The sequence below is a fragment of the Sphingomonas sp. G5 genome (assembly GCF_052660795.1).
Map to the genome: position 1 here is coordinate 1,213,587 of NZ_CP109660.1, position 25,752 is coordinate 1,239,338.

General features: G+C 69.4%; 29 protein-coding genes. 12 read left to right on the plus strand and 17 right to left on the minus strand.

Annotated elements, in window-relative coordinates:
- The first annotated feature begins 43 nt into the window (after window positions 1-43).
- Complete coding sequence (locus tag NE358_RS05835) at window positions 44-1,150, plus strand: fatty acid desaturase family protein (RefSeq protein WP_499318383.1); 1,107 nt, start codon at window positions 44-46, stop codon at window positions 1,148-1,150.
- Window positions 1,151-1,305: 155 nt separating this feature from the next.
- Window positions 1,306-2,247, plus strand: a complete 942-nt coding sequence (locus tag NE358_RS05840; RefSeq protein WP_289942308.1) for an alpha/beta fold hydrolase — start codon at window positions 1,306-1,308, stop codon at window positions 2,245-2,247.
- Window positions 2,248-2,416: 169 nt separating this feature from the next.
- On the opposite strand, the gene NE358_RS05845 is transcribed toward NE358_RS05840, so the two are convergent.
- The 4 genes from NE358_RS05845 to NE358_RS05860 all read right to left on the minus strand — a co-directional run bounded on the left by NE358_RS05845 (window position 2,417) and on the right by NE358_RS05860 (window position 6,917).
- A complete protein-coding gene (locus tag NE358_RS05845) occupies window positions 2,417-3,043 on the minus strand; it encodes a hypothetical protein (RefSeq protein ID WP_289942310.1) in 627 nt (208 codons plus the stop codon).
- Window positions 3,044-3,159: 116 nt separating this feature from the next.
- The gene (locus NE358_RS05850) at window positions 3,160-4,827 is read right to left on the minus strand and encodes an FAD-binding dehydrogenase (RefSeq protein WP_289942311.1); all 1,668 of its coding nucleotides are present in this window, start codon (window positions 4,825-4,827) and stop codon (window positions 3,160-3,162) included.
- 93 nt (window positions 4,828-4,920) lie between these two features.
- Window positions 4,921-6,213 carry an ABC transporter permease gene (locus NE358_RS05855; RefSeq protein ID WP_289942314.1) on the minus strand — a complete coding sequence of 431 codons (1,293 nt, stop codon included), beginning with the start codon at window positions 6,211-6,213 and terminating at the stop codon, window positions 4,921-4,923.
- Window positions 6,210-6,917 carry an ABC transporter ATP-binding protein gene (locus tag NE358_RS05860; protein WP_289942315.1) on the minus strand — a complete coding sequence of 236 codons (708 nt, stop codon included), beginning with the start codon at window positions 6,915-6,917 and terminating at the stop codon, window positions 6,210-6,212. Before NE358_RS05860 ends, NE358_RS05855 begins: the two co-directional genes overlap by 4 nt.
- 132 nt (window positions 6,918-7,049) lie before the next feature.
- On the opposite strand from NE358_RS05860, the gene NE358_RS05865 reads away from it, so the two are divergent.
- The 3 genes from NE358_RS05865 to NE358_RS05875 are packed head-to-tail and all read left to right on the plus strand — an operon-like array spanning window position 7,050 to window position 9,623.
- Window positions 7,050-8,258: a sensor histidine kinase gene (locus tag NE358_RS05865; protein WP_289942317.1), complete on the plus strand. Its 1,209-nt coding sequence runs from the start codon at window positions 7,050-7,052 to the stop codon at window positions 8,256-8,258.
- Window positions 8,255-8,917 carry a response regulator transcription factor gene (locus NE358_RS05870; protein ID WP_289942320.1) on the plus strand — a complete coding sequence of 221 codons (663 nt, stop codon included), beginning with the start codon at window positions 8,255-8,257 and terminating at the stop codon, window positions 8,915-8,917. Before NE358_RS05865 ends, NE358_RS05870 begins: the two co-directional genes overlap by 4 nt.
- Window positions 8,918-8,942: 25 nt before the next feature.
- Window positions 8,943-9,623, plus strand: a complete 681-nt coding sequence (locus NE358_RS05875) for a pentapeptide repeat-containing protein (protein WP_289942323.1) — start codon at window positions 8,943-8,945, stop codon at window positions 9,621-9,623.
- A 120-nt stretch (window positions 9,624-9,743) separates the two neighbouring features.
- Here NE358_RS05875 and NE358_RS05880 read toward each other — a convergent pair whose 3' ends face one another.
- Window positions 9,744-9,956 carry an alternative tryptophan synthase beta-subunit gene (locus tag NE358_RS05880; RefSeq protein ID WP_103210564.1) on the minus strand — a complete coding sequence of 71 codons (213 nt, stop codon included), beginning with the start codon at window positions 9,954-9,956 and terminating at the stop codon, window positions 9,744-9,746.
- Window positions 9,957-10,093: 137 nt separating this feature from the next.
- Here NE358_RS05880 and NE358_RS05885 point away from each other — a divergent pair, with 137 nt between their 5' ends.
- Together NE358_RS05885 and NE358_RS05890 are read left to right on the plus strand one after the other, a co-directional pair.
- Window positions 10,094-10,453: a YnfA family protein gene (locus NE358_RS05885; RefSeq protein ID WP_289942327.1), complete on the plus strand. Its 360-nt coding sequence runs from the start codon at window positions 10,094-10,096 to the stop codon at window positions 10,451-10,453.
- 19 nt (window positions 10,454-10,472) lie between these two features.
- Window positions 10,473-10,682, plus strand: coding sequence for a hypothetical protein (locus NE358_RS05890; protein ID WP_289942330.1), 210 nt, complete (start codon window positions 10,473-10,475; stop codon window positions 10,680-10,682).
- 244 nt (window positions 10,683-10,926) lie between these two features.
- Here NE358_RS05890 and NE358_RS05895 read toward each other — a convergent pair whose 3' ends face one another.
- A complete protein-coding gene (locus NE358_RS05895) occupies window positions 10,927-11,361 on the minus strand; it encodes a DUF2000 domain-containing protein (RefSeq protein ID WP_289942332.1) in 435 nt (144 codons plus the stop codon).
- Between the two features lie 49 nt (window positions 11,362-11,410).
- Here NE358_RS05895 and NE358_RS05900 point away from each other — a divergent pair, with 49 nt between their 5' ends.
- Complete coding sequence (locus NE358_RS05900; RefSeq protein ID WP_141375679.1) at window positions 11,411-12,202, plus strand: helix-turn-helix transcriptional regulator; 792 nt, start codon at window positions 11,411-11,413, stop codon at window positions 12,200-12,202.
- Complete coding sequence (locus NE358_RS05905; RefSeq protein ID WP_103210577.1) at window positions 12,199-12,594, plus strand: barstar family protein; 396 nt, start codon at window positions 12,199-12,201, stop codon at window positions 12,592-12,594. The genes NE358_RS05900 and NE358_RS05905 overlap by 4 nt, the downstream gene beginning before the upstream one ends.
- Window positions 12,595-12,623: 29 nt before the next feature.
- Here NE358_RS05905 and NE358_RS05910 read toward each other — a convergent pair whose 3' ends face one another.
- The 7 genes from NE358_RS05910 to NE358_RS05940 form a co-directional block, all read right to left on the minus strand.
- Window positions 12,624-13,010, minus strand: a complete 387-nt coding sequence (locus NE358_RS05910; protein WP_218026315.1) for an NUDIX domain-containing protein — start codon at window positions 13,008-13,010, stop codon at window positions 12,624-12,626.
- 94 nt (window positions 13,011-13,104) lie between these two features.
- Entirely contained in the window at window positions 13,105-13,269 is a 165-nt protein-coding gene (locus tag NE358_RS05915) for a hypothetical protein (RefSeq protein ID WP_170210600.1), read from the minus strand.
- An 84-nt stretch (window positions 13,270-13,353) separates the two neighbouring features.
- Entirely contained in the window at window positions 13,354-13,884 is a 531-nt protein-coding gene (locus NE358_RS05920) for an ankyrin repeat domain-containing protein (protein ID WP_141375683.1), read from the minus strand.
- Window positions 13,881-14,447: a GAD-like domain-containing protein gene (locus tag NE358_RS05925; RefSeq protein ID WP_170210601.1), complete on the minus strand. Its 567-nt coding sequence runs from the start codon at window positions 14,445-14,447 to the stop codon at window positions 13,881-13,883. Before NE358_RS05925 ends, NE358_RS05920 begins: the two co-directional genes overlap by 4 nt.
- 10 nt (window positions 14,448-14,457) lie before the next feature.
- Window positions 14,458-15,753, minus strand: a complete 1,296-nt coding sequence (locus NE358_RS05930; RefSeq protein ID WP_141375687.1) for a polymorphic toxin type 15 domain-containing protein — start codon at window positions 15,751-15,753, stop codon at window positions 14,458-14,460.
- Window positions 15,750-16,067: a hypothetical protein gene (locus NE358_RS05935; protein ID WP_141375689.1), complete on the minus strand. Its 318-nt coding sequence runs from the start codon at window positions 16,065-16,067 to the stop codon at window positions 15,750-15,752. The genes NE358_RS05930 and NE358_RS05935 overlap by 4 nt, the downstream gene beginning before the upstream one ends.
- Window positions 16,064-16,459 carry a YbaB/EbfC family nucleoid-associated protein gene (locus NE358_RS05940; RefSeq protein ID WP_141375691.1) on the minus strand — a complete coding sequence of 132 codons (396 nt, stop codon included), beginning with the start codon at window positions 16,457-16,459 and terminating at the stop codon, window positions 16,064-16,066. The genes NE358_RS05935 and NE358_RS05940 overlap by 4 nt, the downstream gene beginning before the upstream one ends.
- Window positions 16,460-16,583: 124 nt before the next feature.
- Between NE358_RS05940 and NE358_RS05945 the strand changes: the two genes are divergently transcribed.
- Window positions 16,584-16,889: a hypothetical protein gene (locus NE358_RS05945; RefSeq protein ID WP_289942348.1), complete on the plus strand. Its 306-nt coding sequence runs from the start codon at window positions 16,584-16,586 to the stop codon at window positions 16,887-16,889.
- A 29-nt stretch (window positions 16,890-16,918) separates the two neighbouring features.
- Here the strand turns inward: NE358_RS05945 and NE358_RS05950 are convergent, their stop codons facing one another.
- A complete protein-coding gene (locus NE358_RS05950) occupies window positions 16,919-18,697 on the minus strand; it encodes a Na+/H+ antiporter (RefSeq protein WP_289942351.1) in 1,779 nt (592 codons plus the stop codon).
- A gap of 161 nt (window positions 18,698-18,858) precedes the next feature.
- Between NE358_RS05950 and NE358_RS05955 the strand changes: the two genes are divergently transcribed.
- Both NE358_RS05955 and NE358_RS05960 read left to right on the plus strand, forming a co-directional pair.
- Window positions 18,859-19,329: a hypothetical protein gene (locus NE358_RS05955; RefSeq protein WP_289942353.1), complete on the plus strand. Its 471-nt coding sequence runs from the start codon at window positions 18,859-18,861 to the stop codon at window positions 19,327-19,329.
- A 2-nt stretch (window positions 19,330-19,331) separates the two neighbouring features.
- Window positions 19,332-20,111, plus strand: a complete 780-nt coding sequence (locus NE358_RS05960; RefSeq protein WP_289942356.1) for a hypothetical protein — start codon at window positions 19,332-19,334, stop codon at window positions 20,109-20,111.
- Between the two features lie 61 nt (window positions 20,112-20,172).
- Here the strand turns inward: NE358_RS05960 and NE358_RS05965 are convergent, their stop codons facing one another.
- From NE358_RS05965 to NE358_RS05975, 3 genes are read right to left on the minus strand one after another with little or no spacing between them, the layout of a single operon-like run.
- Window positions 20,173-23,523: an ATP-binding protein gene (locus NE358_RS05965; RefSeq protein WP_289942359.1), complete on the minus strand. Its 3,351-nt coding sequence runs from the start codon at window positions 23,521-23,523 to the stop codon at window positions 20,173-20,175.
- On the minus strand, window positions 23,520-24,248 hold the full coding sequence (locus NE358_RS05970; RefSeq protein WP_246077952.1) for a DUF4194 domain-containing protein: 729 nt from the start codon (window positions 24,246-24,248) through the stop codon (window positions 23,520-23,522). The genes NE358_RS05965 and NE358_RS05970 overlap by 4 nt, the downstream gene beginning before the upstream one ends.
- Window positions 24,241-25,746 carry a DUF3375 domain-containing protein gene (locus NE358_RS05975; RefSeq protein ID WP_289942362.1) on the minus strand — a complete coding sequence of 502 codons (1,506 nt, stop codon included), beginning with the start codon at window positions 25,744-25,746 and terminating at the stop codon, window positions 24,241-24,243. Before NE358_RS05975 ends, NE358_RS05970 begins: the two co-directional genes overlap by 8 nt.
- Window positions 25,747-25,752: the final 6 nt, after the last annotated feature.

Consider the following 25,752-nt stretch of genomic DNA (forward strand, 5'->3'; position numbering starts at 1 on the left):
TTCGTCGTCGAAGACTTCGGTCACCCCCACCGAGGAGCACGCATTGGCTGCACCCGTCATCGAGTCCCGGATGGGACCGATCCGTCAGACCTACAAGGGAACGACGGAGTTCCCGCCCATGGCCAAGGCCTACACCGAGTTGTCGCAGGTCGTCCGAGAGACGGGCCTGCTCGTTCGCGCCCGCCGGTTCTACGCGATGGTCGGCACCGTCCTCGCCCTCGGGTTCGGCGGGGCGATCACCGGATTCGTCCTGCTCGGCGACAGCTGGTTCCAGTTGCTGATCGCCGCGGCGCTCGGCATCCTGCTCACCCAGGTGGCGTTCCTCGCCCACGAGGCCGCGCACAAGCAGATCTTCTCCTCGGGTAAGGCCAACGACCGCCTCGCGCTGTGGCTCGCTGCCGGCGTCGTGGGCATGAGCCTGTCGTGGTGGACCTCCAAGCACACGCGTCACCACGCCAACCCCAACCGCGTGGGCAAAGACCCCGACATCGAGATCGACACGATCTCGTTCATCGAGGTCGACGCCGCCAAGGCGCGCGGCCTGCAGCGTTGGATCACCCAGCGCCAGGGGTGGGCGTTCTTCCCCCTGCTCACGCTCGAGGGCGCCAACCTTCACTTCATCGGTCTGCGCCACCTGCTCTCGAAGGAGCCGGTCAAGGGTCGCTGGACGGAGCTCGGCCTGATCGCCCTGCGCTTCGCGGTCTTCGTGGCTCCGGTGTTCGTCTTCCTGCCGCTCGGCATGGCCTTCGCCTTCGTTGGCGTGCAGCTCGCGGTGTTCGGTCTGTACATGGGCGCCTCGTTCGCGCCGAACCACAAGGGCATGGCCGTCATCGCTCCCGATGCGAAGCTCGACTTCTTCAGCAAGCAGGTGCGCACTTCCCGCAACATCTCCGGCGGCTGGTGGGCCACGTGGCTCATGGGCGGGCTGAACTACCAGATCGAGCACCACCTGTTCCCGAACATGCCGCGCCCGCACCTCAGCAAGGCACGCGCGATCGTCAAGGAGCACAGCCAGACGCTCCACGTCCCCTACGTCGAGACCACGTTGTTTGAGTCGTACGGCATCGTCATCCGTTACCTGAACCAGGTGGGGCTCGCCGCCCGCGACCCGTTCGAGTGCCCCATGACCTCGGCGGCCGCGCGGGCCTGACGCCCGCACGACCATTCATCCCAGAGGGCCCCGCATCGCGCGGGGCCCTCTGTCGTGGTTTCGGTGACAAATGTCACCGCGAGTGGTGACCGAAGGCTCTCCCGCCCACGGGCAGCCACTGGTCGACTGGAGGAACCTCGACCCGAAGGATCCCTGTGAAGAAATCCACCCGCCTCGCCCTCCTGCTCCCACCCGCCGCGATCGTCGGCGTCCTCGCGGTGACGCTGGCCACCACGGCCACCGTCAACGCCGTGGCCACCCGCGCCGAGGCCGCGGAGATCACCCCGTACGGCGAGCGGGTGCCCGTGGGGGATCGTTCGATGAACGTCGTCATCAACGGTGACCACGCGGAGACCATCGTGCTGCTGCCGGGCCTGGGCACCGCGGCGCCCGGCCTCGATTTCGCGCCGCTCATCGACCAGCTCGACGACACCTATCGTGTCGTCGCCGTCGAGCCGTTCGGCACGGGGTTGAGCGATCAGACCGACGAGCCGCGCACGGCCGCGAATATCGCGCGCGAGGTGCACACGGCCCTGGAGTACCTCGGCGTCGACCGCTACGCGCTCATGGGGCACTCGATCTCCGGCATCTACGCGCTGACCTACGTCGAGGCGTATCGCGACGAGGTGACGGCCTTCGTCGGCATCGACAGCAGCGTGCCGGACCAACCCGGCGGTGACGAGCCGATCGCGACCGACTCCCTCGCCCTCCTGAACACCCTCGGCCTCACCCGCGCCCTTCGAGCGCTCGCCCCCGACCCGTACGAGGGACTGCCGTACGGCGCGAACGAGAGGGAGCAGATGCGTCTGCTCACGAACGCCAACTCCGCGGCGCCGACCGTGCTCGACGAGATGGCCCACGCATCGACGAACGTCGCCGACGCGAGCGGTCGACGCTTCCCCGCCGACCTCCCGGTGCTGCTGTTCGTGCGCGAGGCCGACGATGACGTCGAGGGATGGGTCGATCTTCACCGCGCCCAGGCGGCATCCGTCGACCGGGGCGAGGTGATGCAGATGGCGGACGAGCACTACCTGCACCACACGCTCTCGCGCGAGATCGCCGAGGATACGCGCCGGTTTCTCGAAGTCTCGCGCTAGGGCACGTTGCTGAACCCCCGGTTGCGCTCCTCGGGCGATTCTGGATGTCGTGTCGCGTGAGGTGATCTCGGATGAGGCGTGGGCCGTGATCGGTCCGCTGTTCCCGGAAGCGTAGGCCACCGGGCGGCCTCCGGTTGATCGTCGGACGGGGTCGCGGCGATCGCGGCTATCAGGCCGAGCCGCCGGTACGGAGCCTTTGCCCGAGGAGCACGATCGTCATCAGGAAGGCGAACAGCGGCAGTCCCACGGCACCGAGCGCGAGCAGGGTGCCGGCGGGATAGTCGACGTTTCCCATCCGTCCGAGCCCCACGCCGCTACCGCCGCCGGTCACGTCGCCGGCCAGCCGGAACTTCCCGTCGTACGCGTCGAGCCGCGACGAACACGTGACGGATGCGGCGGCGCCGCCCGCATCCGCGATGCTCTGCACAGGTGAGAAGCCGTCGCCGTGGGTCATCCACCACAGGGTGTCGTCCCACCCCGGTGACGGGACCGACCAGATGCCGAGTGCGCGCCCGTCGGCGGTCTCGGCCCGGCACTCGACGAGTCCCAGCAGCGGTGCCACGCCCGACGCCCACACTCCCGTGACGCCCTCAGTGGGCAGCTCGACCGTCTGGCCCAGCGGCACCGTCTGCGCCTCCGCGACCGACCGCGACACCGGCATGACCCACAGACCCCAGATGAGTGCGCTCGCCCCGACGCACACCACGACGAGCGTCCATAGCAACAGCACCCTGTGCCGCATTTGCATCCGCGAGTCCTGCGCGCGAAACGCTTCGTCGGCGGGCGGTGGGGTCACGTGTCGAGTGTACGGATTGCATGCTGGCGGCAGCGGAGCATTCCCCCAGATCAGGCGCTCCACACGGGCCCGAGGCCGCGGTGCTACACCGAGTCGCGCGCGCCGGCCGCCACCCCTCACACGACCCCGGCCAACGCCCTCCCCGCCGTCCGCCCGGTGAACAGACAGCCCCCGAGGAAAGTCCCTTCCAGGGCGTTGTACCCGTGGGCCCCGCCGCCGCCGAAGCCCGCGGCCTCGCCCGCCGCGTAGAGGCCGGGGATCGGCATCCCGGATCCGTTCAGGGCGCGGCCGTCGAGGTCGGTCTGGATGCCGCCGAGCGTCTTGCGCGTGACGATCCAGAGTCGTACGGCGATGAGCGGGCCGTGGCGGGGGTCGAGGATCGCGTGGGCGGGGACCGTGCGGAACAGCCGGTCTCCGCGGAAGCGTCGACTGTTCTGGATGCCGATGGTCTGAGCGTCTTTCGAGTACGGGTTCACGACCTCGCGGTCACGCGCCTCGAGCTGCCGGCGGATCGAGTCCTCGTCGAGAAGGTCGTCGCCGGTGAGGGCGTTCATGCCGCGCACGAGTTCGGCCAGGGTGTCGGCGACGACGAAGTCGGCTCCCTCCCGCTTGAAGTCCTCGACGGGGCCGGGAGCGGCACGCCCGAGCCGCGTGCGCAGCAGCAGAGCCAGGTCGCGGTCGGTGATGTCGGGGTTCTGCTCCGACCCCGACAGGGCGAACTCCTTCTTGATGATCGTCTGATCGAGCACGAACCACGAGTAGTCGTACTCGACCAGATCGGGCGTCGATCGCAGGATCTTCAGGGTGCCGAGGGTGTCGTACCCGGGCAGCCCCGGGAGGGGCAACCGGCGACCGCGCGCATCGAGCCACATCGACGACGGACCGGGCAGGATCCGGATGCCATGACCCGGCCACACGGGATTCCAGTTCTGCAGCCCCTCGGTGTAGTGCCACATGCGATCGCGGTTCACCAGGCGCACTCCCTGGTCCGCGGCGATGTCGAGCATGCGGCCGTCGACGTGGGCGGGCACGCCGGTGACCATGGTGCGCGGGGGAGTACCGAGGCGCTCGGGCCACCACCGGCGCACGCGCTCGTGGTCGCCGCCGATGCCGCCCGACGCGATGACGACGGCCTGCGCCGAGAGCTCGAACTCGCCGACCACCTCGCGTGACGACGACACCCCGCGCGGGGAATCGTCGGGGGCGAGGACCGCGCCGCGCACGCCCGTCACGGCGCCGTCGGTGAAGACCAATTCGTCGACCCGGTGGCGGAACCGCAGGTCGACGGCATCCGCTTCTCTCGCTCTGTCGGCGAAGGGTTCCGAGATCCCGGTGCCCGTTCCCCACGGAACGTGGAAGCGGGGAACCGAGTTGCCGTGGCCCCCGGCGCTGAGCGACCCGCGCTCGGCCCAGCCGACGACGGGGGTGAACCTCACGCCCTGCTGCTGCAGCCACGAGCGCTTCTCGCCGGCGGCGAACTCGACGTACGCCCGCCCCCACTTCTGCGCCCACTCGTCTTCGGGGTGTGCGCCGTCGAGGCGGTCCCAGCCTGCGGAACCCTGCCAGTCCTGCCAGGCGAGGTCGAGGGAGTCCTTCACCCCGAGGCGGCGTTGCATGGGGGAGTCGACGAGGAAGATCCCGCCGAACGACCAGAAGGCCTGCCCGCCGAGGTTGGCCGCATTCTCCTGCTCGACGATGATCACGTGCTTGCCCGCGCGCACCAGTTCATTGCTGGCGACGAGGCCGGCGAGGCCCGCCCCGATGATGATGACGTCGGCGTCCATGTTCTCCCTCGGCGTCGAGTAGCGGGTCCACGTTACGCCGTCGACGCGTCCAGGGCCGGTGCCCGAGAATGTTCCCGCGCACCGGCCCTCGACTCACTCGTACCGCAGCGACTCGACCGGGTCGGCGCGCGCGGCACGCGCCGCCGGCAGTGTTCCGGCGAGGAAAGCGATCCCCATCACCGCCAGCGTCGTCACGACGATCGACACCGGATCGAAGGCGATGAGCTGCAGGCCGGGGAGGTCGCTGAACAGGCTCGTCGCGAGTTGGGCGCTGACCGCCGTCCCCACCCCGATCGCCACGACTGCGCCGAGCGCACTGCCTAGCAGACCGATGAAGATCGCCTCGAGGCTGAAGAGCGAGAACACGCGTCCGCTCCCCATACCCATCGCCTTCATCAGGCCGATCTCGCGGGTCCGCTCCTGCACCGACATGAGCAGGGTGTTCACGATGCCGAAGCTCGCGGCCAGCAGCGCGATGATCGCGAAGGCGTTCAAGACCAGCACGATCCCGTTGATCACCGCTTCGAAGGTGCCCAGCTGATCGGCGACCGTCGTGCCCGTGTAGCCGGCATCGGTGAGCGCGGCCTTCACCTCGGTCGCGTCCGCGTCCGCTGTCATCGTCGCGCTCGCCGAGGCGTACCGGTCGAGCTGGTCGGCGGGGACGCCGGTGTTCTGCGCGGCCGACAGGGCGTTCTCGAGCGCGGCGTTCGTCGTCAGCGTCGTGGTGCTGCCGAACGCCTCCTCGGTCACCCCGGTCACCGTCGCCTCGACCGTGTGTTGCGTGCGCACCGGATCGGTGACCGCGATGGTCACGGTGGCACCCACGGCCGCTTCGGCGCCGGCGAAGCCCATCGGCACCACCAGGGCGTCGGGGAGGGCGACCTCCAACGTCTCGGAACCGTCGTCGGGCGCTGCCCCCGCGCCCAGCTGCGGCGTCTGTCCCGCCACGAGGCTCCCGGCCCGCGCGACATACGGGTCACCGCCGGGCGCCTGCACGTAGTCGATCGTCACGGACTTCACCGGTACGACCCGCGCGATGCCCGGCACCGCCGCGAGCGTCGTGATGTCCTGATCCGTGAGCGCTGTCACCTCGCTCGTCGATCCCGGAGGGCCCGCCTGACGCCCCGACGAGATGGCATCCGGATCGTACTTCTGAGGAGCGGTGGATGCCGCGGCGTCGGTGCTCGTCTTCGTCACCGTCAGCGCGTCCGAGGCGCCCATCGCGCTCACGGTGCTGTCGATGAAGGCGTTGATGCCGGTTCCGAGTCCGTTGGTGATGGTGAGGGTGAAGGCACCGACGAAGATCGCCAGCACCGTCAGGATCGTGCGGGTCTTCGAGCGGAAGGTGTTGGCGACGGCGGTGCCGACGAGGTCGAGGGTTTTCATACCGCGCTCCGCTCTTCGGCGACGATCAGTCCGTCGCGGATCTGCACGCGGCGGTCGCACCGGGCCGCGAGCTCTTCGTCGTGCGTCACGACGATGAGGGTGATGCCGTGCTCCCGGTTGAGGCGGAAGAGGATGTCCTCCACCACCGCGCCGGTCGCCGAGTCGAGGTTGCCGGTGGGTTCGTCGGCGAAGATCACCTGCGGGTCGTTCACGAGCGCTCGCGCGATCACCGCGCGCTGCTTCTGTCCGCCCGACAGGGCCGTGGCCTTGTTGCGGGCTTTGTCGCCCATGTCGAGCTCGGCCAGGGCGGCCAGCCCTCGACGCTTGCGCTCGGCGCGCCCCACGCCGGCGATCTTCAGCGGCAGCACGACGTTGTCGAACACCGACGCGGTCGGCGTCAGGAAGAACTGCTGGAAGACGAAACCGAAGGTCTTGTTGCGCGTTCGGTTGAGCCGGCGTCCGCGCAGGGTCGTGGCATCCACTCCGTCGAGGCGCACGGTGCCGCGCGTGGGAGCGTCCATCAGCGCCAAGAGGTGCATGAGCGTGGACTTGCCCGAGCCGCTCTTGCCGAGGATGGCGATGCTCTCGCCGCGGTGGATGTCGAGGGTCACCCCGCGCAGCGCGTCGAAGCGGGCGGAACCTCGGCCGTACGACTTGTGCAGGTCGGTGACCGAGAGGAGTGGGGGAGCGGGATCGGATGCCATGACCCCACCCTCGCGCTCGGACCCCGGCTGCCGCGTCCCACCGCCGGGGAGGACGCCTCCCCCCACGGGGGTATTCGCGAATGACCCGCCGGGGCGATCGCCGGACAGGGAGCGAGGGGACAGACTGGTCGGGTGAGCGCCCCCGGATCGACCATGCCCGCGGGCCGCGCGCTGCGGTCGGCGCGTCCGTGGCTCGTCGACCTCGGCTTCGCCCTCCTCATCGTCGGACCCGCGTTCGCACCGATCCCCGTCGCCGAGATGCGCCCCGCCAACACTCTCGCCCTCGTTCTGGTGCTGCTTCCGGCCGCGGTGCTGCCGCTGCGACGCGTGCGTCCTCGGGTCGCGCTCGCCGCGTGCGCGGCCCTGTACCTGGGGGCGCTGAGCCTGGGGACCCTCTCGCCCGGTGCGACCCTCGCGCTGATCGTCTCGATGTACGCCGTCGCCCAGCGCACGACCCGCCGGGTGTCGGTCCCGGCCGGTCTCGTGGCCGTGGCGATCGTGGCGGGGGTGAGCATCGCGATCACGCTCGTCACCGGCACGGACACGCGTTTTCTGCAGGTGGCCCTCGCTCTCGCGCTTGCTGGCGCGGTCGGCGACGCATCCCGATCGCGACGCGCGTACGTCGAGGCGGTGGAGGAACGGGCACGACGGGCCGAAGAGACCCGCGAGGCCGAGGCCCGCCGCCGCGTGACCGAGGAGCGCCTGCGCATCGCTCGCGACCTGCACGACGCGGTCGCGCACCGCATCTCGGTGATCAGCCTCAACGCGGGCGTCGCATCGTCGTCGCTCGAGACGCGGCCCGAGAAGGCACGCGAGGCGCTCGCCACCATCCGCACCACCTCGCGCGACGTGCTCGGCGAGATCGGGGCGATGCTCAGCGTGCTCCGCGCTCCCGACGAGGCCGCGGCGCTCGAGCAACCAGGGCTCGCGCGCGTTCCCGAGGTGGTCGAGTCGGTGCGTGTGGCGGGGTGGGACGTCGTGGTGCGCGACGAGATCGGAACGGATGCCGAGGCCTCCGGCATCCCGATCGGAATCGGCATCGTGGCCTACCGCGTCGTGCAAGAGGGCCTCACGAACGCGGTGAAGCACGGCGCCGCGCGCCGCGCGCACGTCCTGATGCGTCGCGACCGAGGTGCCCTCGAGATCGTGGTGACGAACCCGCTCGATCGCGTCTCCGACCCCGAGGACGCGCCGCCGACATCGGGGTTCGGGCTCCTCGGCCTGCGCGAGCGCGTCGACGCCGTGCGCGGCGAGCTCGCCGCCGGTGTCGCCCCCGGCGGCTTCCGGCTGGCGGCGCGTCTTCCCCTCCCCGCCCCCGATCGTTCGGAGACCGCCCCGTGACCACTGTCCTCGTCGTCGACGATCAGTCGCTCATCCGCTCCGCCGTCCGCGACCTGCTCGACGCGGCCGAAGGGATCACGGTCGTGGGCGAGGCCGCCGACGGCGAAGCGGCTGTCGCGCTCGCCCGGAGCCTCCGACCCGATGTGGTCGTGTGCGACATCCGGATGCCGCGGATGGACGGCATCGACGCCACCGCGGTGATCTGCGCCGACCCGGCCCTCACCGACACCCGCGTGCTCATCCTGACCACTTTCGAAGAGGATGAGTACGTCGTCTCGGCCCTGCGCGCCGGGGCCAGCGGGTTCATCGGCAAGGGTGCCGAGCCCGACGACATCGTCCGCGCCGTGCTGGCGGTGCACGAGGGCGGAGCCCTCCTCTCGCCGGCGGCGACGCGCGCGTTGATCGAGACCTGGGTGCGCGCGGCGCCCGCGCGGGTGGGCGCGCCTGCGTCGCTCGAGGCGTTGACCGATCGCGAGCGCCAGGTGCTGCTGCTCGTCGCCCGCGGACGCTCGAACGACGAGATCGCCGGGGAGCTGTTCATCTCGCCGCACACGGCGAAATCGCATGTCAAGAACACGATGCTCAAGCTCGGGGCTCACGATCGCGCGCAACTTGTGATCGCGGCGTACGAGAGCGGGCTGCTCCGTCCCGGTCGCTGACTGTTCTCGCTCGTATGATCGGGTGGTGGCGATCACGACGAAAGAGATCGGTGAGCTCCGTCGGCGCTGGAAACGGGAGAACTACCGGATCGATCGCCAGGACCTCATCGACACGCTCCTGGACACAGCGACCCCGGTGGAGTTGCGCGGCACTGATCTCGCCGGCGTCGCCCTGAACATCACCGCGGCTCCCGAATTGTGGAGCGCGTGGATGCGCGGTTCCCATCTCGAACGCGTCGACTTCCGTTTCGCGCGTCTCGGGAGCACGTTCAACGACGCCACCATTTCGGCGTGCGACTTCACCCGCTCCACGATCGAGCGCGCCACCATGCTGGGGGCGCGGGTGATCGACACGTTGTTCGTCGAGACGAAGATCCGCCATGTCCTCATGGACAGAGCCGTGTTCGACCACTGCACCTTCGCGGGTGCGCATTTCGAGGGCAGCCTGCGGGCGACCACGACGAGCGGGGGTCGCGGTGTGGTGTTCCGCGGGTGCGACTTCGAAGGTGCCCGATTCACGGGACAGCAGTGGCGACAGGCAGCATTCGTCGACTGCCGGTTCCGGCACACGGTCGTCACGCAGTCGGATTTCGGTGCGGCGACGTTCTCCGAGTGTCGATTCGAGGGGGGTTCTTGGGACCCGGACTCGATCTCTCGAGCGAGATTCGACGGGGAGCAGCCGCGCGTCCGCAGCGAGGCGCACTGACCCGGAGGCTCATGTGCGGATCATGCGCGCACTCCCTCGCCGGGACGGGTGGTCCTCACGTCGAAGCTCGGGAGGGAGGCCTCGGCGGTCGGCCGTCTCCGCCCCGCTCCCTCACGATTCTCAGCGTGGGACGACGGGCGCCTCCGCTCGCCGCGGTGGGTAGTCGCGAAGCGAGATCTCGCGGCTGTCGAACATCCCTCGGCGTGCGCGGACCATGGTGACGCCGGAGCGGCGCAGGTTCTCGGCGAGTTCCGCCGTCAAGGGTGCGTGGTGCGTCTTCTGCCAGCCGCCCGCCAGCGTGTAGGTGTGGGTCACCGTGCGGGGTCGAGTCATGGATGCCTCCTGAGGGGAACCGTAGCGCCCGTGAATCGCACACGTCTCAAATGTTTCGCACCCGTCATCTGCCGGTTTTCCGGCGTAACCCGGTCGGTCACGAGGGGAGCCGCAGCGACACCCCCGATAATGTCGCGATGACCACCGCGCGCATCGTGATCCTGTTCGCTCTAGCCGCGGTCGCCGAGATCGGTGGCGCGTGGCTCGTCTGGCAGGCCGTTCGCGAGAACCGCGGCTGGTGGCTCGGGCTGCTCGGCATCCTGGCACTCGGCGCCTACGGGTTCATCGCCGCTCTGCAGCCCGAGGCGAACTTCGGGCGCGTGCTCGCCGCGTACGGCGGGGTGTTCATCGCGGGCTCGCTCGCGTGGGGGATCGTCGTCGACGGGTTCCGACCCACGGTGTGGGACTACGTCGGCTCGGCTGTCGCGCTGGTGGGCGCGGCGATCATTATGCTCGCGCCTGCGCTGGCAGGGACGGATCAGCCCGTGGGTGCGTGAGGCGTTTTACGCTGGCGCCATGACGAATGCCGCCGATGGCTCGAATCCGCTGCGCACCGTGCTCGCCAAGATCGACGCCGACGTGCCCCTCAAGACCCCGTTGCACTCCAACCAGGCCCACATCAGTCCGCGGCTCGACCGGCTCGAGGCGAAGCTCGCCTACATGGCCGACTACATCGCGTTCCTCGAGCAGCGCATCCAGTCTCTCGAGGGACGAGTAGTTAGCTAGGCGAGATATTAGGCGGTTGTCAAGCGCCCTCCGCGGCGAGGGCCTCTCGCGGACACTTGATCCATGAAGAACGAGAACACGCCTCACGAGGGCCTTGCCGACGACTTCGCCGATCTCGACACCGCGCGCCCCTTCGGCTCGTACCTGTCGGTGATCAACGGCGGCAACTAGTCGTCCGGAACCTCCGAGCGGGGTTCGCACGAGAGGGCCGGATGCCGTGGGCGTCCGGCCCTTCGTCGTCCCCTCACGCGTGGAACGTCGCCCCCTTGACCACCCGGTCGACGACGTTGCGCGGCCCGCGCACGGCGATGCCGACCAGATCGAGATCGGATGCCGTCACGGCGGCGACCGCGGCGCGGTTGGCGGCGTCGTGCGACGTCCCGAAGAGCTCGCGGGTGTAGATCGCCAGGGCGACGTCGTCGCGTGCGGCGGCCTTGGCCCGTGCTCGGGACAGGGCGTCGCTGTCGCCCGTGAGCACGATGACCGGTTGGCGCAGCATCGGCAGGTAGGTCGTGCCGTCGGCGTCGCGGTAGGGCTCTCCGAGGAGGCCGTCGGCGCTGGTGGCGATCCCCGACATCAGGAAAGCCGTCACGTTGAGTTCCTGCCACGCGGCGAGGTCGGCTGCGAGCAAGACGACCACCTTCGTGTCGAAACGGGGCGGGTCAATCACATCGGTCATGGATCCAGCTTCGGCCCGCGGTGTCGGAGGCGTCTTGTACGTTTCTTGCATGGTCGATCGCGTACGGGCTTGGCATCCCGAGGTGCCGTTCCTGCGCGAGACGTACCACGCCGATCTCGATCATGCCTATCCCGTGCACACGCACGACGACTGGGCCGTCATGCTCGTCGACCGCGGGGCCGTGTCGTACGGTCTCGACGGCGCGGCGCATCAGGCGGTGCCCGCGGCGGTCACGCTCCTGCCTCCGGGCATCCCGCACGACGGGCGTCCGGCGCGCGCGGGCGAGGGGTACCGCAAGCGCGTGCTGTACCTGTCAGGCGACTGGTTGTCCGAAGCGACGGCAGCTCGTATCGCGCGACGGCCGACCCTCGCCCGCGACTCGGCGGTGGCCGCAGCACAAAGGATCCACGCGGCGCTTCGGCATCCCGGAGATGAACTCGCCGCCGAGCACTGGCTGATCGCCGTACGCGAGGCCGTGCTGTCGCACGCGGGGTCGGAGGCGGCGGTGTTTGCCGATGTGCCGTTGGCGAGGCGATTGCGCTCGTTCCTCGACGACCGGTGGGGGGAGTCGTTCACCCTCGCCGACGCCGCCCGTGAACTGCACGCGCACCCCAGCCACCTGGTGCGCGTGTTCTCGCAGACCTACGGCATCGCCCCGCACCGCTATCTCGTGACGCGTCGGGTCGACGCCGCGCGCCGCATGCTCGTCGACGGCGGCCGGCCTGCCGAGGTCGCCGCCCGCACGGGCTTTCACGATCAAGCCCACCTCACGCGTCACTTCCGCCGGGTGTTGGGCGTCACTCCGGCGGTCTTCGCCGGCTCCGGACGAGGGATGCCATGACCCCGCGCACCATCGAGATCGACGGTGCGGCGGTCCACGGCATCCCTTCGTTGTACTCCGAACTGAACCGCGTGTTCATGCCCGACGAGGACTGGACGCTGGGGGAGAGCCTGGATGCCCTCGACGACCTGCTGTACGGCGGGTTCGGGGTGCTCGACGGGGCGGAACCGGTGCGGGTGGTGTGGGAACGCTCGGACGTCGCTCGAGAAGCGTTGGGGGTGGAGGCCACCCGCGAGTACTACCGCGCGAAGCTCGCTCGGCCGCAGGTGTATTCCGTGGCCACCGCTCAACGCGCCCTCGACGCGCTCGAGGCGGGCGTGGGAGAGACGTACTTCGAGCTGGTGGTGCGGGTGTTCCGGGATCACGGGAACATCGAGCTCGTGCTCGATTGAGTCGGCGCACGGGGGCCGCAGGGTGAGGCTCACCGCGCGTTGCGGGTGAGGACGGATCGAACCAGACGCTCCGCGGCCGCGGGGTAGAGGGGAACGGCATCGGTCTCGGCATCGATCGGTCGCCAGACCACCGGCACCACGGAGCCGTCGGACTCGGTGAGGCTGCCGCCGTGCTCTCCGGGCGAGGGATCGAGTCCACCGGAGTAGAGCGCGACGATCTCGTGACCCCTCTCGCCGTCGGAGCGGAAGAGGCTCTCGACCGTGTCGAGGTAGGTCAGATCCGTGATGCGCGCACCGAGCTCCTCCTCGACCTCGCGGACGATCGCCTCGCGATGCGTTTCGCCAAATTCGACGCTGCCGCCGATCAGGCGATGGAAGCCCCGCGGGTTCTCGAGGGTCGGGGCGTGGGCGCTCACAAGGTGGGCCGGTGAACCAGGGTGAGGGACGACGAGCATGGCTTTCACGCGGATCCGTGAAGGGGCGTGCCGGGATTCTTCGGTCCGGTCGACATCAGGCATGGTCGCGCAGATGCTCGTTCATCCGAGCCAGGATCGCGCTCCGATAGGGCAGCTTCGTGGCGGCGGTCAGAGGGGAAAGCCGGGTGGCGTCTCCGGTTCGGTACGTCGCAAGGAAGTCCGCGACGGGCCTCAGGTAGGCGGTGAGAAAAATGTCCATGAGTTTCTCCTCGGGCAGGCCCGCTAGCGACGACCGACGCAGTGCGACGCGGCCGCGGAGACGACATGCGTTTGAGGGGTCACGTCATCGCGAATGCGCGCGGACATAGCTCTCCATCCGGTCCACGACGGAGCCGCGGAACGGGAGCTTCTTGGCGAAACTGATCGGGGACACTCCGTGTACCGATACCAACGTGAAATCGGCATCTTCACGCTCGAACCACAGGTCGTAGATCGGATTCAGGTCCTCGTCGCTGTACTTCATGTTGAGGACTTCGAGGAAAGGGACGCGTCCGTTCTCGTCCAGCGCGTTGATATCGGCGCCGGCATCGATCAGACGTCGCGCGATGCGCGCGTCTTCTCCGACGTCGTGGGAGACCTGACCGAAGAGGACGTGAAGAGCGGTTGCCCCACCATCACCAGCCGTGAGGGGGGCGCCCTCGTCGAGCAAGAAGTGGCCGAGGCTGTATCTACTCGGCAGGTCTTTATTGGCGAGTGCCTGCAGCAGGAGCCCACGTCCTCTCGCGTCCACCTTTTGAGCGTCGCCGGGGCGAAAGAGTGAAAAGAAGGTGTGTGCGGGTTCCCTAGAGGCGGTTGCGAAGAGATCGATGATCAACTCGCAAACGGAATCGGCCCCGCTAGCTGCGTGGTGAACGCGATGTGCTCGAAAATGCGGGAACGGGTCAGGTACTCGACCCCTTCTGGACCTCCTGCAGGCAACGGAAGCTTGTACGCATAGATGTAATCGAAATCCTCGAGGGTGTTGAGTGAGCCATACGTCACGGCAGCCTCGGCGTACGGCGCGTAGTCCATGAATCTGTTGAGCCAGCTCTCCTGGGCTGCGAACAGTCCGATGAGGTCCAGACTCGATCCGACTCCGCCGGTGGCCCGGGCATAGCGGAACTGCAGGACGCGGTACTTCCCGTCGAACGAGACCACCACGTCCCCCATGGCCGTGGCGAGGACCGGAATCATGTCCGACCGGGGAAGAAATTCTCCGATCATCGAGGTGTAGTAATCCGGGTTCACCACGCGCAGGAACCCGTCGGCAGCCAGGCCGAATCCTTGCGCCTGCCACAGCTCGACGAGAGCCGGCTCTACCGACGGGCGGTATCGGTCGATGACCGCCTCGGGAACCGGGGCAACCGGCACGAAATCTCTAAACAGTTCGACACTCATCATCGAAATCCTATCCGCCGAGTTTGATGTTGAGGAGGGTGTTCCGGAGTTGCTCCGGCGTCATAGTCGCAGCGATGTCTCTAACCGCTTGCTCGAGATCCGGGACGCGTGACCGCCACTGAGAACCGATTGATGAGTTGACAGCGGCATCCCCGACTCCGTCGAAGTCGAGGGGATCCCCGCCAGCCACAGCATCCAACCGATGGATGGCATGTTGAGACTTCATCCACTCAAGGGCAGCTTGCTCCGCCTCGTCGTACGGCATGCCAGACCGCACGCGCTGGGCGATCGCGTCACTCAGGGCGACCTCTCTCACCGCGGCCTGTTCGGCCTTCACTGCGCTCGAGCGGTCCCCCGTGAACTCATCCCTTCGCTGCAGCCATGTCTCGAACGTCGTGTTGTCCAAGACGTCCTGAGCGTTGGTGATCTGACGATCCCACTCGGGGCGACTGTGCTTCGGGTTGTACGTGAAGTCGACGTTCAACTGAGTCGGATGGCGCACGAGGCTCTCGGCTGCAGTTTCCGCGGCGTGTACCGTGCTGGAGCCCTTGTTGCCCCCGGCCCACTTCGTCAGGAACTGCAGCGCCTTGCCCGCCATGCCACTCAGCTCGTCGACGAGCCCGCGCAGCTTCGTGAAGGCGTTGACGACCGTGGTGATGGTCTTGCTGATGCGCGGCACAAGCGCAGAGACCCGCGAACCGACCTGCGCGGCGATCACGGGTGTCGCGAGGCCGACCGTCGCGACCGCGGTGATGGCGGCCGAGATCGCCATGCCGACGATCTGACTGATGGCGTCTCGCACGAGATCGTGGGTCATCTGCACGAGAGAGGACGCCATCGACAGTCCCGTCGAGATCGCCCCCGCCCACTGGCCCGACGTCGTCAGGTGCTGCGACAGCCCCTGCACGTGCGCCGTGTACGCGGTGATGGTCTCACCCGACAGTCCGTCGAGGTCAGCGAGCCGGTTCTGCGCGGTGACGCCGAGCTCGCTCATCCGGGCGCCCACGTTGCTCCAGGTCGCGGCGAATGCCTGCACTTCGGCCGCGTTTCCGGTCAGATCGTTCAGCCACCCCTTGAGCGGCTCGATGTGGTCGAGCAGCCACCCCAGGCCGTTGGCGATCAGCGTGCCGATGGGGTCCATCACGGCGGCGACGGTGTCCATCGCGGCCGAGAATCCCGCGATCCCTCCCTCGACCCAGTTACCACTCTGGATGGCATCGGCCAGAGCCTGCCCGTCGGTGATGAGGAACGCGCCCGAGAACGCGGACGTCGTGTCCACGGGAGCCGCCACGAGCGAGTTGCTCATCCAAGGCCTCCCTCGAGGTGCTTCGTCACCTGGATGACGGTCTCTTCGAACGTGTCGAAGTCGGCGACGACTCCGCGTAACTCCTGCCCCGTGCGTTCGAGTACGCCCTCCGCGCCGCTGATGTGCTGAGAGACCGCCCCCGACACCATTCCGACAGGGGGAACGATCCAGGCGCAGAGAACGCCGAACGCCCCTCCGCCGAGGTTGACGCTTTGAATCGCCGATGCGGCCTCGGCAGCATCCGAGGCCAGCTGCTGCACGCGCGAGGCGTGCTGCAGCAGAATGTCCGAATCCATCCGGATCTGCTGGCTCATCGCAGCCCTCCTCGGCGCGTCACTCCGTCGTCTTCCTGGTCGGGAATGAGCTCCGCGGCGACGACGCCGACGATGGGGTCGGATTCGCCCATGATCTCGGTGGTCACCTCCAGGGTGCGAACGCGGGCGTTCTTCGTCGCCTTCGCGACCAGCTCCATCACCTCGGCGCTGACGCGTCGGCCCCCGCGGTCGAGCGCCGAGTCCGCGATCTCGAGGTCACGGATGACCCCCGCCGCGTCCACCTCGACCGAGATGTCCCGGGTGCGTGCCACGGCTTTCGCCCGTACATCCGCGATCGCGGCCTGGAGCATGGGCAGCTTCTCGCCGCGTTCCTGCGCCCGACGCGTATCTTCTTCGATCCGCGCGAGCGTCTCTTCCGGTGATCCGTACACGCTGCGCCCCCACCCCAGGCCACACGCGGCAGACGTTCCTCCACAACGCGCGGCAATCGTCACTTATCCACAGACGAGGTTAGGTCGGAAAGCCGTCGAACAGGATGAGAATCGTCTCATCCGCGTGCGAGCGCCTGGCTCAGTCGACGGCCTGCAGGGCACCCGCGCGCGCGGCGACGCCGACGGGCCGTGGGACCTGGTGGGCGAGGTCACGGTCACCGGGCCGCCGCCCGCGACGCTGTCGCTCACGATGATCGACGGGTACGTGCCGGTCACGTGTTCGATGCGCTACCTCGGCGCAGATCCCCATCAGGTCGCGGCGATCGTCCGTTTTTTCCGCGACCATCCCGAAGAGCGCGGTGTGCTCGAGACCGGGGGAGAGGCGGCGCTCAACCGCGCAGCAGACGTGCTCCGTCCCGTCGGAGGCTGATTACGACGCGGGACATCCCGCCGATCCCCCTACTCGCTCGCCTTCTCGAGCCCCCGCGTGCGGATCTCCTCGAGGTCGAGGCCCGCGAGGATCTTCCGCGCGACGAGGTCGTCGATCGTTCCCTCGCGGCGTAGGCGCAGCAGCACCTCGCGTTTGCGCTCGAGGACGGCAAGCCGCAGTCGTTGCGCTTCCTTGTGGCGTAGCAGAGGAGAACGTTGGGTGACGTCGATGTCGTCGCTCACGGCGATCATCTGCAGGGGCCCGGTGAAGGCCGCTGCCTCGTCGGGGCTGTCCGCCGTGCTGTCGGCGCCCGCGCGGCGACGCTCGGCTTCGGGACCATCCGGCGGCACCGGTCCCGTCGATGAGGGGTCATCGCCGAGCGACGCGTCGAGCTCGGCGAGGTCACGCTCTTCGATCGCGCGTTGCCGCGCGATGGCGCGGGCGTTCGCCAGCTCGAGACGCTCGTAGCCTTCGCGTCGCGCACGGTCGCGCACGCGATCGCTGATGCCGTGCTCGGTCGCCAGATCGTCGAGGGCCGCGAGGGCGGCACCCGAGATCGCGCGCTCGGCGAGCTCGTACTCCTCGATCGCGGCGTCGTCGTTCGGAAGCTTCGCCCACCGGATCACGGCGGGCAGCAGGGGGCCCTGGACGAGCAGGGTGAGCACGATCACACCCGCCGTGACGAACACGATGGCGTCGCGACCCCCCACGGGCGCGCCCTCGGCTGTGGTGACCGGCACCGACAGGGCGATCGCGAGCGATACAGCGCCGCGGAATCCCGCGACCGTACTCACCACGCGAGATCGATGCCGCAGCGAGCGTGACGATCCGGCGGCGGGTCGCGAGAACGGCGAGAAGAGCCACTGGAACAGATACCGCACCACGAAGAGGGCGATCCACGCCGCAACGGTGACCAGGAGCAGCAGACCGATCTCCGACCCGGAAATTTCGTGCAGCACGAGTTGCACCTCGAGCCCGATCAGCACGAAGAGCGCACCGTTGAGCAGGTAGACGCCGAAGGGCCACGTGGCATCCGCCGCTCGTCGCGACATCGCGGTGGTGATGCGCGGCGACACCCACGCCATGATCAGACCCGCGAACACCACGGCGAGCACCCCTGAGGCCTCGACGAGTTCGGCGATGAGGAATGACACGAACGGGACGAGCACCATCGTGAGGTTGATCGTGAGCGTCGACTGCATGCGGCGCAGGGCGAAGAAGGCGGCCGCCGCCACCGCGATACCCGCCGCCGCGCCACCGAGGTACGACAGCAGCACCATGCCGGTGATCTGCAGCGGCGTGATCTGATCGCCGAGCAGAAGAGCGACGGCGATCGCGTAGAGCACGAGCGCGGTGCCGTCGTTGGTGAGGCTCTCGGCCTTGAGTTTCATGAAGGTCTTGGCGGGCAACAGACGTCCGAGCGCTGCGACGGCCGTGGCGTCGGGCGGAGCGACTGCCGCACCGAGCACGAGGGCTGCCTCCCACGGCACCCCCATCCAGGTCGCGACCCCGGCGACGGCGAAAGCGGATGCCACGACGAGAAGGGTGCTCATCGGGATGATGTAGCGCAGCGACCGGCGCACCGACCTCAGAGAGGTCGTCCACGCCTCGCGGAACAGCATGACGGGCAGGAAGAGCAGGAGAACGGTCTCGGGCGGGAGCTCGATCTGACGGAGCTCGGGGATGAAGCCGAGAGCGAGGCCGATGACCAGCAGCACGAGCGGTGTCGCGACGCGCAGTCGGGGAGCCAGGACGGTGCCCACGAGCATCGCCAATCCCAGCAGAACCGTGATTTCGAGTCCTTGCATGTCTGCCGCCTTCCGCCGTGCCCCTGAGCACAGCGTAGAGATGTGCGTGGACATTCCCGATTTCTTGCCCATGCGTTCGCAGGAGTGTCCACGGGCAACCTACGGGCGATCCTTCACGGCCGCACTAGTCTGGCTAGACGTTCGGCGATCGGGGATCTTTGATGTCGCTCGTCGGAAACGGCGGAGACACGATGCGGCGCGAGGTCATCGTGCCACCCGCTCTCTACCTGCCTCTCGCGGACGATCCCGATAGGCGCGGGCGACTTGCCGTCGTCCAGAAGCTCGCCGGCAACGTGATCGACGTCGTCTCCCTCGCCGCTGATGTCGCAGAGGGCGGTTCGCTCAGCTCCGGCATCGCGGAGATCGCGGGAGGCATGGCCGGCGGTGCCGGAGGTGCGGCGGCCGGTGGAGCTGCGGCAGCCGCCCTCGGAAGCAACCCGGTCGGGTGGGTCATCGGCGGAACGGTCATCGGCGGCCTTGCCATTGGAGCCGGTGCCAGGTGGTTGTGGGAGGCCGCGGTCCCCCTGGACTCACGCGAAACCGTCGACGACTTCTTCACCGGGCGTCAGGCGAGGTTGGAAGGGTATGTTCCCCCGTCCCCCCGATCGCAGCCGTCTCAAGGAGCGAACTGACCGTGGCCATCAGCACGATGTCACCCCGACTTCCGTCCACCGACCCGCGCATCCCCGTCTTCCCGAATGGTCGGCGCCCCACCTGGCTCGTCGCCGTCGTCATTCTGTTCGCCGTCCTCCCCGTCCTCATGGCGGTCGCCGACGACCGGGTCGGGCTGCGCCTGATGATGGGAGCGCTGACCCTCACCATCCTCGGGGCGGCGGCGTGCCTGCATGTGCTTTTCCGCACGATCCAGGAACGCCTCCTGCGCGTCGACCAGTCGGCATCCGGAATCTGGTTCCGTCCGGCTCCGGCGGCGACCGCGGTGCCCTTCGTGTGGGGAGCGCTGCTCCTTCTTCCCGCGATCGCCCAGATCGTGGTGGATGCCGGGAACCTTGCAACCATGCCGTCGTTCCTCCTGACCCGCGCGCCCTATGCCCTGGGCCTCTTCGGCGTCGGCGTACTCGTCGTGAGTGCTCTGCGTCTGCGCGAGCCCGCCGGTCTGCATCTGACGCCGGAAGGTCTCACAGGCATCCGGGGTAGAGGTCGAGTGAACTGGTCGTGGGATGAGCTCGCCGAGGTCGGGGTCGGCTCGGGTCCGGTCGCCAAGCTTCACCTCATCGCCGCGGGGGCTGGCCCGCGCGTCGAGGCACCGATGCTCGCGCTCGGCTCAGACCCCAATCAGGTGGCGACCGTCGTCCGGTACTTCCGCAACGATCCGGCGGCTCGTTCGCAGTTGAGCGAGAAGGGCCCCATGGTCCTTCGCCGAGTGGACGACTCTCTTCGCGCTCTCGAGCGCTGACCGACGGCGCGCAGGAATCCCGCGATACCGCGAGCGCGGACCCCGCGAGCCCTCGCGGCGCTCACTCCGCCGCCAGCCCCACCTTCGCCTTCGCCCACGATCGGCCGCGCGTGTCCTTGAGGATGTCGTACTCGACGTCGACGTGCGGCTCGATCGCGCTGTACTTGTCGTTCGGCGCCCCGATGACGAGCTGGAAGCCCAGTCCGCGCCACGCGCCGATCGCGCGCTTGGTGAAGTGCGCGTCGGCTTTGATGAGCGCCTCGTCGAGGAAGACGGGCGCGTATCGCGGCCGCTCCGCACCGGCATCCCCGAGCTGATACCTCAGCGCAGCGCCGACGATGAAGGCGATGAGCTCCTGCGACTCGCCTCCCGACTTCTCGCCGATGTGGTCGTAGAGGGCGACGTGCTCGCCGGTGTCGGCGCGGAAGCGCTCGGCGCTGACCCGCACGTGGTTGCGCACGTCGACGAGGTCGGCGAAGTCGGGTGCGGTCGGCCGGATGCGGCCGATGAGCCGCGCCATCCGCCCGTACACGGCTTCGCGCTCCTCATCCGATGAGGCGGCGTCGATCGCGGCTCGCACGTCGCGGAGCTCCCGGCGGAAGCGCTTGCGCACCTCCGACTGGCTCTCGCGCGGCACGATCTGCAGCCGGTGCTCGTCGTCGTAGAACGGAAGGTCCCGCATGATGTCGTTGATCGGCGCAATCCGCTCGCGGATCTCGCGCAGGGCCCGGGTGAGAGCGGAGTCGAGGCTCGTGAGGTCGTTGCCCGACAGGCGCAGCAGTGAGTCGCGCCACTCCGCCTCGAGCTCGTGCAGGCCGCTGGCCTCGAGGTCGGCGAGGATCCGCTCGAAGTCGCCGAGCGACTCGTCGGGGTCGGCGAGCAGGTTCGGGCTCGGCCACCGGTCGGTGAACGCGGTCATCGTGCGGCGGAGGCTCTCGCGCTGGTCGGCCCACGTCTCCTGCGCCGCGCGCTGCTCCTCGAGCAGACGCTTCGACGCCGACTCCAGGGCCGCGTCGAATCGGGCGAGCTGCTGTGACGGCGTGGCGTCGGACGAACCGGGCGCCACGAAGAGGCTGTCCAGATAGCCCGCTTCGTCGTCGGTGAGCGTGAGACCCGCGTCCTCGGCGCGTTCGAGACGCACGTGCGCGGCATCCACGTCGTCGGTGATCTGCGCCCACCGCGCCGCGAGCGCCTGCTGCTCGGTCTTGGCCCCGCCGATCTCTTCGCGCAGACGCGCGGCGCGGGCACGGGTGCCCGAGATCTGTTCCTGCAGTTCGGCGATCCGCGGGTTTCCGGCGGTGATCTCGACGATCGTCTCGTTCCAGCGGTCGAGTTCGCGCTGGACGGATGCCACGTCGACCTGGTCCCAGGTCAGGTCGGCGATCTTCTCGTACGCGCCGCGCCGGTCGTCGAACGCGTCGAGCGCGGCCGCGGCTTCGTCGACCGCGGCCTTGGCGGCGGTCAGATCCCGGCGCATCGTGACGATCTGCTCGCCGAGCTCTGTCAGCCGCACGCGGGAGGAGAACCCGAGAACGCTGTGACGGATCGACCCGCCGTGAGCACCGCGCGCGCCCTGGCTCGTCTGCCCCGAGATCGTCAGCGCCATGCGGTGCCGCGACAATTCGGCCGCGGCATCCACGCAGACGAAGGCGAACTGCTGATCGAGCCGGTCCTGCAGCCACCCGGTGAAGGGGGAGCGCCGGTACTCCAGGCGCCCCGGCAGCGTCGCGGGGTCGAGCCCGGTGCGCTCGGGCAGGGCGGTCGACACGCCCTCGAACCGCAGGCGCTCCGACAGCCGCACGCCGTCGATCGCGGAGCGGAAGGATGCCAGGTGTGGGGCATCCACGAGCAGCGTCGTCGCGAATCCGCCCAGGGCGAGCGTGAACGCTCCGCGCCAGGGCTCGTACTCGGTGCGGACGTCGACGAGCTCGGCGACGAACGGCAGCTCGGCGGCGGTCAGCCCGGCGGCCTCGGCCAGCGCCTCGCGGGCCTCGTGCAGGCGCGGGGGGATGTTGTCGTCGCGGGTCTGCGTGCGCCGGTGCTCTGTCTCGAGGGCGGACAGCTGCTGGCGCAGATCGGTGTGCCGGCTGCTCGCGGCGACGAACGCGTCGCGCACGGCGGCCTTCGCATCCGCGTCGCCCAGGGTCTGCCGGGCCTCCTCGACGAGCGCGGCGAACTGCTTCTCGGACGACACCTCGGTCGACAGCACCGCGAGCGCCGCTTCGAACCGCTCGCGGTCGCGCTGCATGCCGGCGAGGCGCCGCTCGAGGTTCCGCAGCTCGCGCTGGGCGGCGTCGAGTCGATCGCCGCCGGCCGCGCGCAGCACGTCGCCGAGCCCCTCGCGCTCCGCTTCGGCGGCGTCGGCGAGGGCCTGGCGTTCGCGCACGAGCGCATCGGTGGCGTGCGTACGATCACGCAGCTCGGCCTCGACGGCGCCGAGCAGGTCGACCCGGCGCTGGGCGCGCCAGAGCGAGGCGCGCGAGTCGGGGTCGCCGAGGCGCCCGAGCGCGTCGATGAGGCGCAGGCGCTCGGCGGCGTCGTCGATGCGTGTCTTCATCCCGCGGATGGGCTGCAGCGCCCGCACCTGCTGGCGGGCTTCGAGCATGCGCGTGCGCGTCGATTCGAGGCCGTCGAAGTGCGTGACGACGGCGTCGGCGACCGCGAGCGTCTCGGGCTCCTCGAGCACCATGCGCTTGTACAGGTCGTCGACGGTGGTGATCTGCTGACCGGCCTGGATGCGCGCGAGCAGGCTCATCGCCTTCGTCCCCGCTCCCGCCGCCCCGATGCCGAGAACCGCGTGCAGCCGCGCCGAGAACTCGCGGTCGGTCGCGAGGGTGTCGAGGCCCGTGGCCCGTACCGCGGAGTCGGAGAGGTGGCTCTGTGCCGCCCGCTCGAGCTGGCGCAGGTCGAACGCGCCGTGCACGCTCGCGCGCACCTTGACGGCGTCGTCGAGCGTGCGGGCGGCGGCGGGGAAGTACCAGGCCCGCACCGCGGTGAACCGTGCGCCGTCGTGGTCTGCCCAGGTCATGCCGATCGCGGTCCACGTGTCGACGCCGTCGCCGCGCAGCACCCGCACCTTCGTGCCCTCGTCGGTGCGCGACTCGTCGAGCTTGCCGCGGCCGTACGAGAGGATGTTGCGCTGCTCCTGCCCGCGCGGCCGACCCACGACGGCACCGTTCGAGGCGCCGTTGAAGGGGGTCGTGTGCGGCATCATCAGCGCGACGTACGCGTCCATGAGGGTGGACTTGCCCGAGCCCGATCCGCCGCACAGCAGCGTCGCGGTCGGCGCGAAGCGCACGCGGTGCGTGCCGTCGTATCCGCCCCAGTTGATCAGCTGCAGGTCTTCGGCGACCCACTGCTGCCCGCGGGAGGCGGCGGGGATCAGCCCGAACAGCGTCTCGAGCATGGTCATGCGCGCTCCTCCTCGAGGATTCCGGATGCCACGGCGTCGGCGTCATCGGTCAGGGGCGTCGGGGTGTCGGCATCCCGTGTCTGCTCCTCCAACCACCGCTGCAGATCGCGCAGCACCTCGGCGCTGAGCACGATCTCGATGAGCGGCCCGATGCGGTAGCGCCCCTCGGACTCCTCCTCGATGATGCCCTCGCGATCGAGACGGGCGATGGCGGTGCGGACGGCGCGTTGCTGGCTCGCGCGCGTGCCATCCGTTTCGCTGAAGTAGGTGAGCACGGTCTGCTCCACCTCTTCGACGTCGACGCGGGCGGATGCCGTGCCCGCGGTCGTCTCGCGCTGGAACACCGTCCGCAGGTACACCAGCACCAGCGTCTCGGCGCGCGAGTACGCCTCGTCCTTCAGCAGGATCGGCACGTCGACGTCGTCGCTGCGGACCTGCTCCTTGTACGCGACCCCGCGGGCGTGGTCGACGACGAGGCGCACGAACAGGTCGTTCAGGCGCGACTCGATCATCTGCTGGTGCTCGAGCAGCAGCTTCCACTCGGCGGGGGAATTCTCGGCGACGAGGAAGCGGCGCTGCAGAATGCGCACGAGCACGCGCCGCACGTCGGCGTCGAGGATGCCGCGATCGCCGGCGAACAGCGCGTCGGGGTCGTTCTCCATCGCCACCGGGGCGATGAAGGCGGGGGTGTCCGTGTCAGGGGCGGACGGGTCGATGTCAGTCATCGGCATCCGTTTCTGTGGCAGTCGGGGGTTCCGCGTCCGAGACGCGGGCGGGCGCAGCGGTGACCGCGCCGAAGGCGAAGCGCCGGGTGGTGCCGTCGGGGCGCACGGCCTCGACGATCGAGACGTCGTCGGTCTCGACCAGGCCCTCGCGGTGGACGATCTCGAGCAGACCGACGAGGTCGACCGGGCGCCGGGTCTCGGCATCCGCTCCCGCGAAGGCCGTCGCGAGGTCGAAGCCACCGGGAAGCGTGGCCACGTACGCCTCCAGCTCGGCGTAGTGCGGGCCGCCCCACGCGCGCGTGTCGGCGTTCACGAACTCGACGTCGGAGTCCCCGGATGCCAGCGGCTCCGGCGCCCCGGGAGGACGCACGTCGCTGAGGGAACGACGCAGGTGCCCGATGTCGGCGAGGGGGAGCGTCCGCACGGGCTCGACGCGGCCGGGGGAGCGGGTCTGGCTCCAGCGGTGCAGCCCCGCCATGACAGAGCGCAGCAGGTCGTCGACGTGTCGGTCGCGGATCGGGTCGTGCGTGCGCACCTGCGCGGTGATCACGTGCGAGGCCCGCCGCTGGGCGGTGAGCACCTCCTGCACGCCGGCCTCGACGCGGCGCGCGATCGCGTCGAGCTCTCCGCGCTGCTCGGGGGTCATCAGGCGCGAGAACGGCTGGGTGAGCACGGCGTGCAGCTGGTCGGTGAGGTCGTCGATGTTCTCGGGGTCGCCGATCAGACGCAGCGCACCCTGGAACGCGCGGCCCTCGGGGGTCGCCTGCATCACCTGGCGCCCGCGCTCGAGGTACTCGCGCAGCACCTCGCCGGTGGGGCGCACGTCGCGACGCAACTCGGTGACCACGTCGCGCTGCATCGCGGCGATCGACTCGGCCACGCGCGAGAAGTCGGCGGGGAGTTCTCGCGCGAGGTGGATGACGTTCTCGGCCTCTTCGAGCAGATGATCGTCGTCGAGCGGTTCGACGACGCCCTCGTCGAGGGCGGCGATCTCGGCGTCCAGGGCCGCTCTCTCTTCGAGCAGCGCCTCGCGGCGACGACCGGGGTCGCTCTCGGCGTCGCGCGCGAGCCGGTCGACGGCATCGAGCAGGGTCCGCACGCGAGAGCGCGAGACGCGCGCGCGCCCGCCGCCGGCGCGACCGGCGATCTCGAGGGCGCCGACCGCGTGCGCCGAGAGCCGGTACACCTCGACGTCGTCTTCGATCTGCAGACCGAGCCATCCCACGCGCACCCACCCGCGGCAGATCTCTCGAGCGGAACCCGCGGGGATCCGCCGGTCATCGTCGGTGTCGATGCCCGCCGCGCGCAGCTCGTCGATCGCCTCGGCCACCTCGACGTGGGCGTCGGCGACCGCGACGGCGGGTCGGTCGGGGGTGAAGACGATCGACAGCACCGCGACGACGAACGGCGCGAACCGTCCGTGCAGCAGGTCGAGCGTCGGGTTCTTGAACGCCGTCACCGAGCGCAGGTACGCGGCTTCGGTTCGGGTGCTGCTCACTGGCTG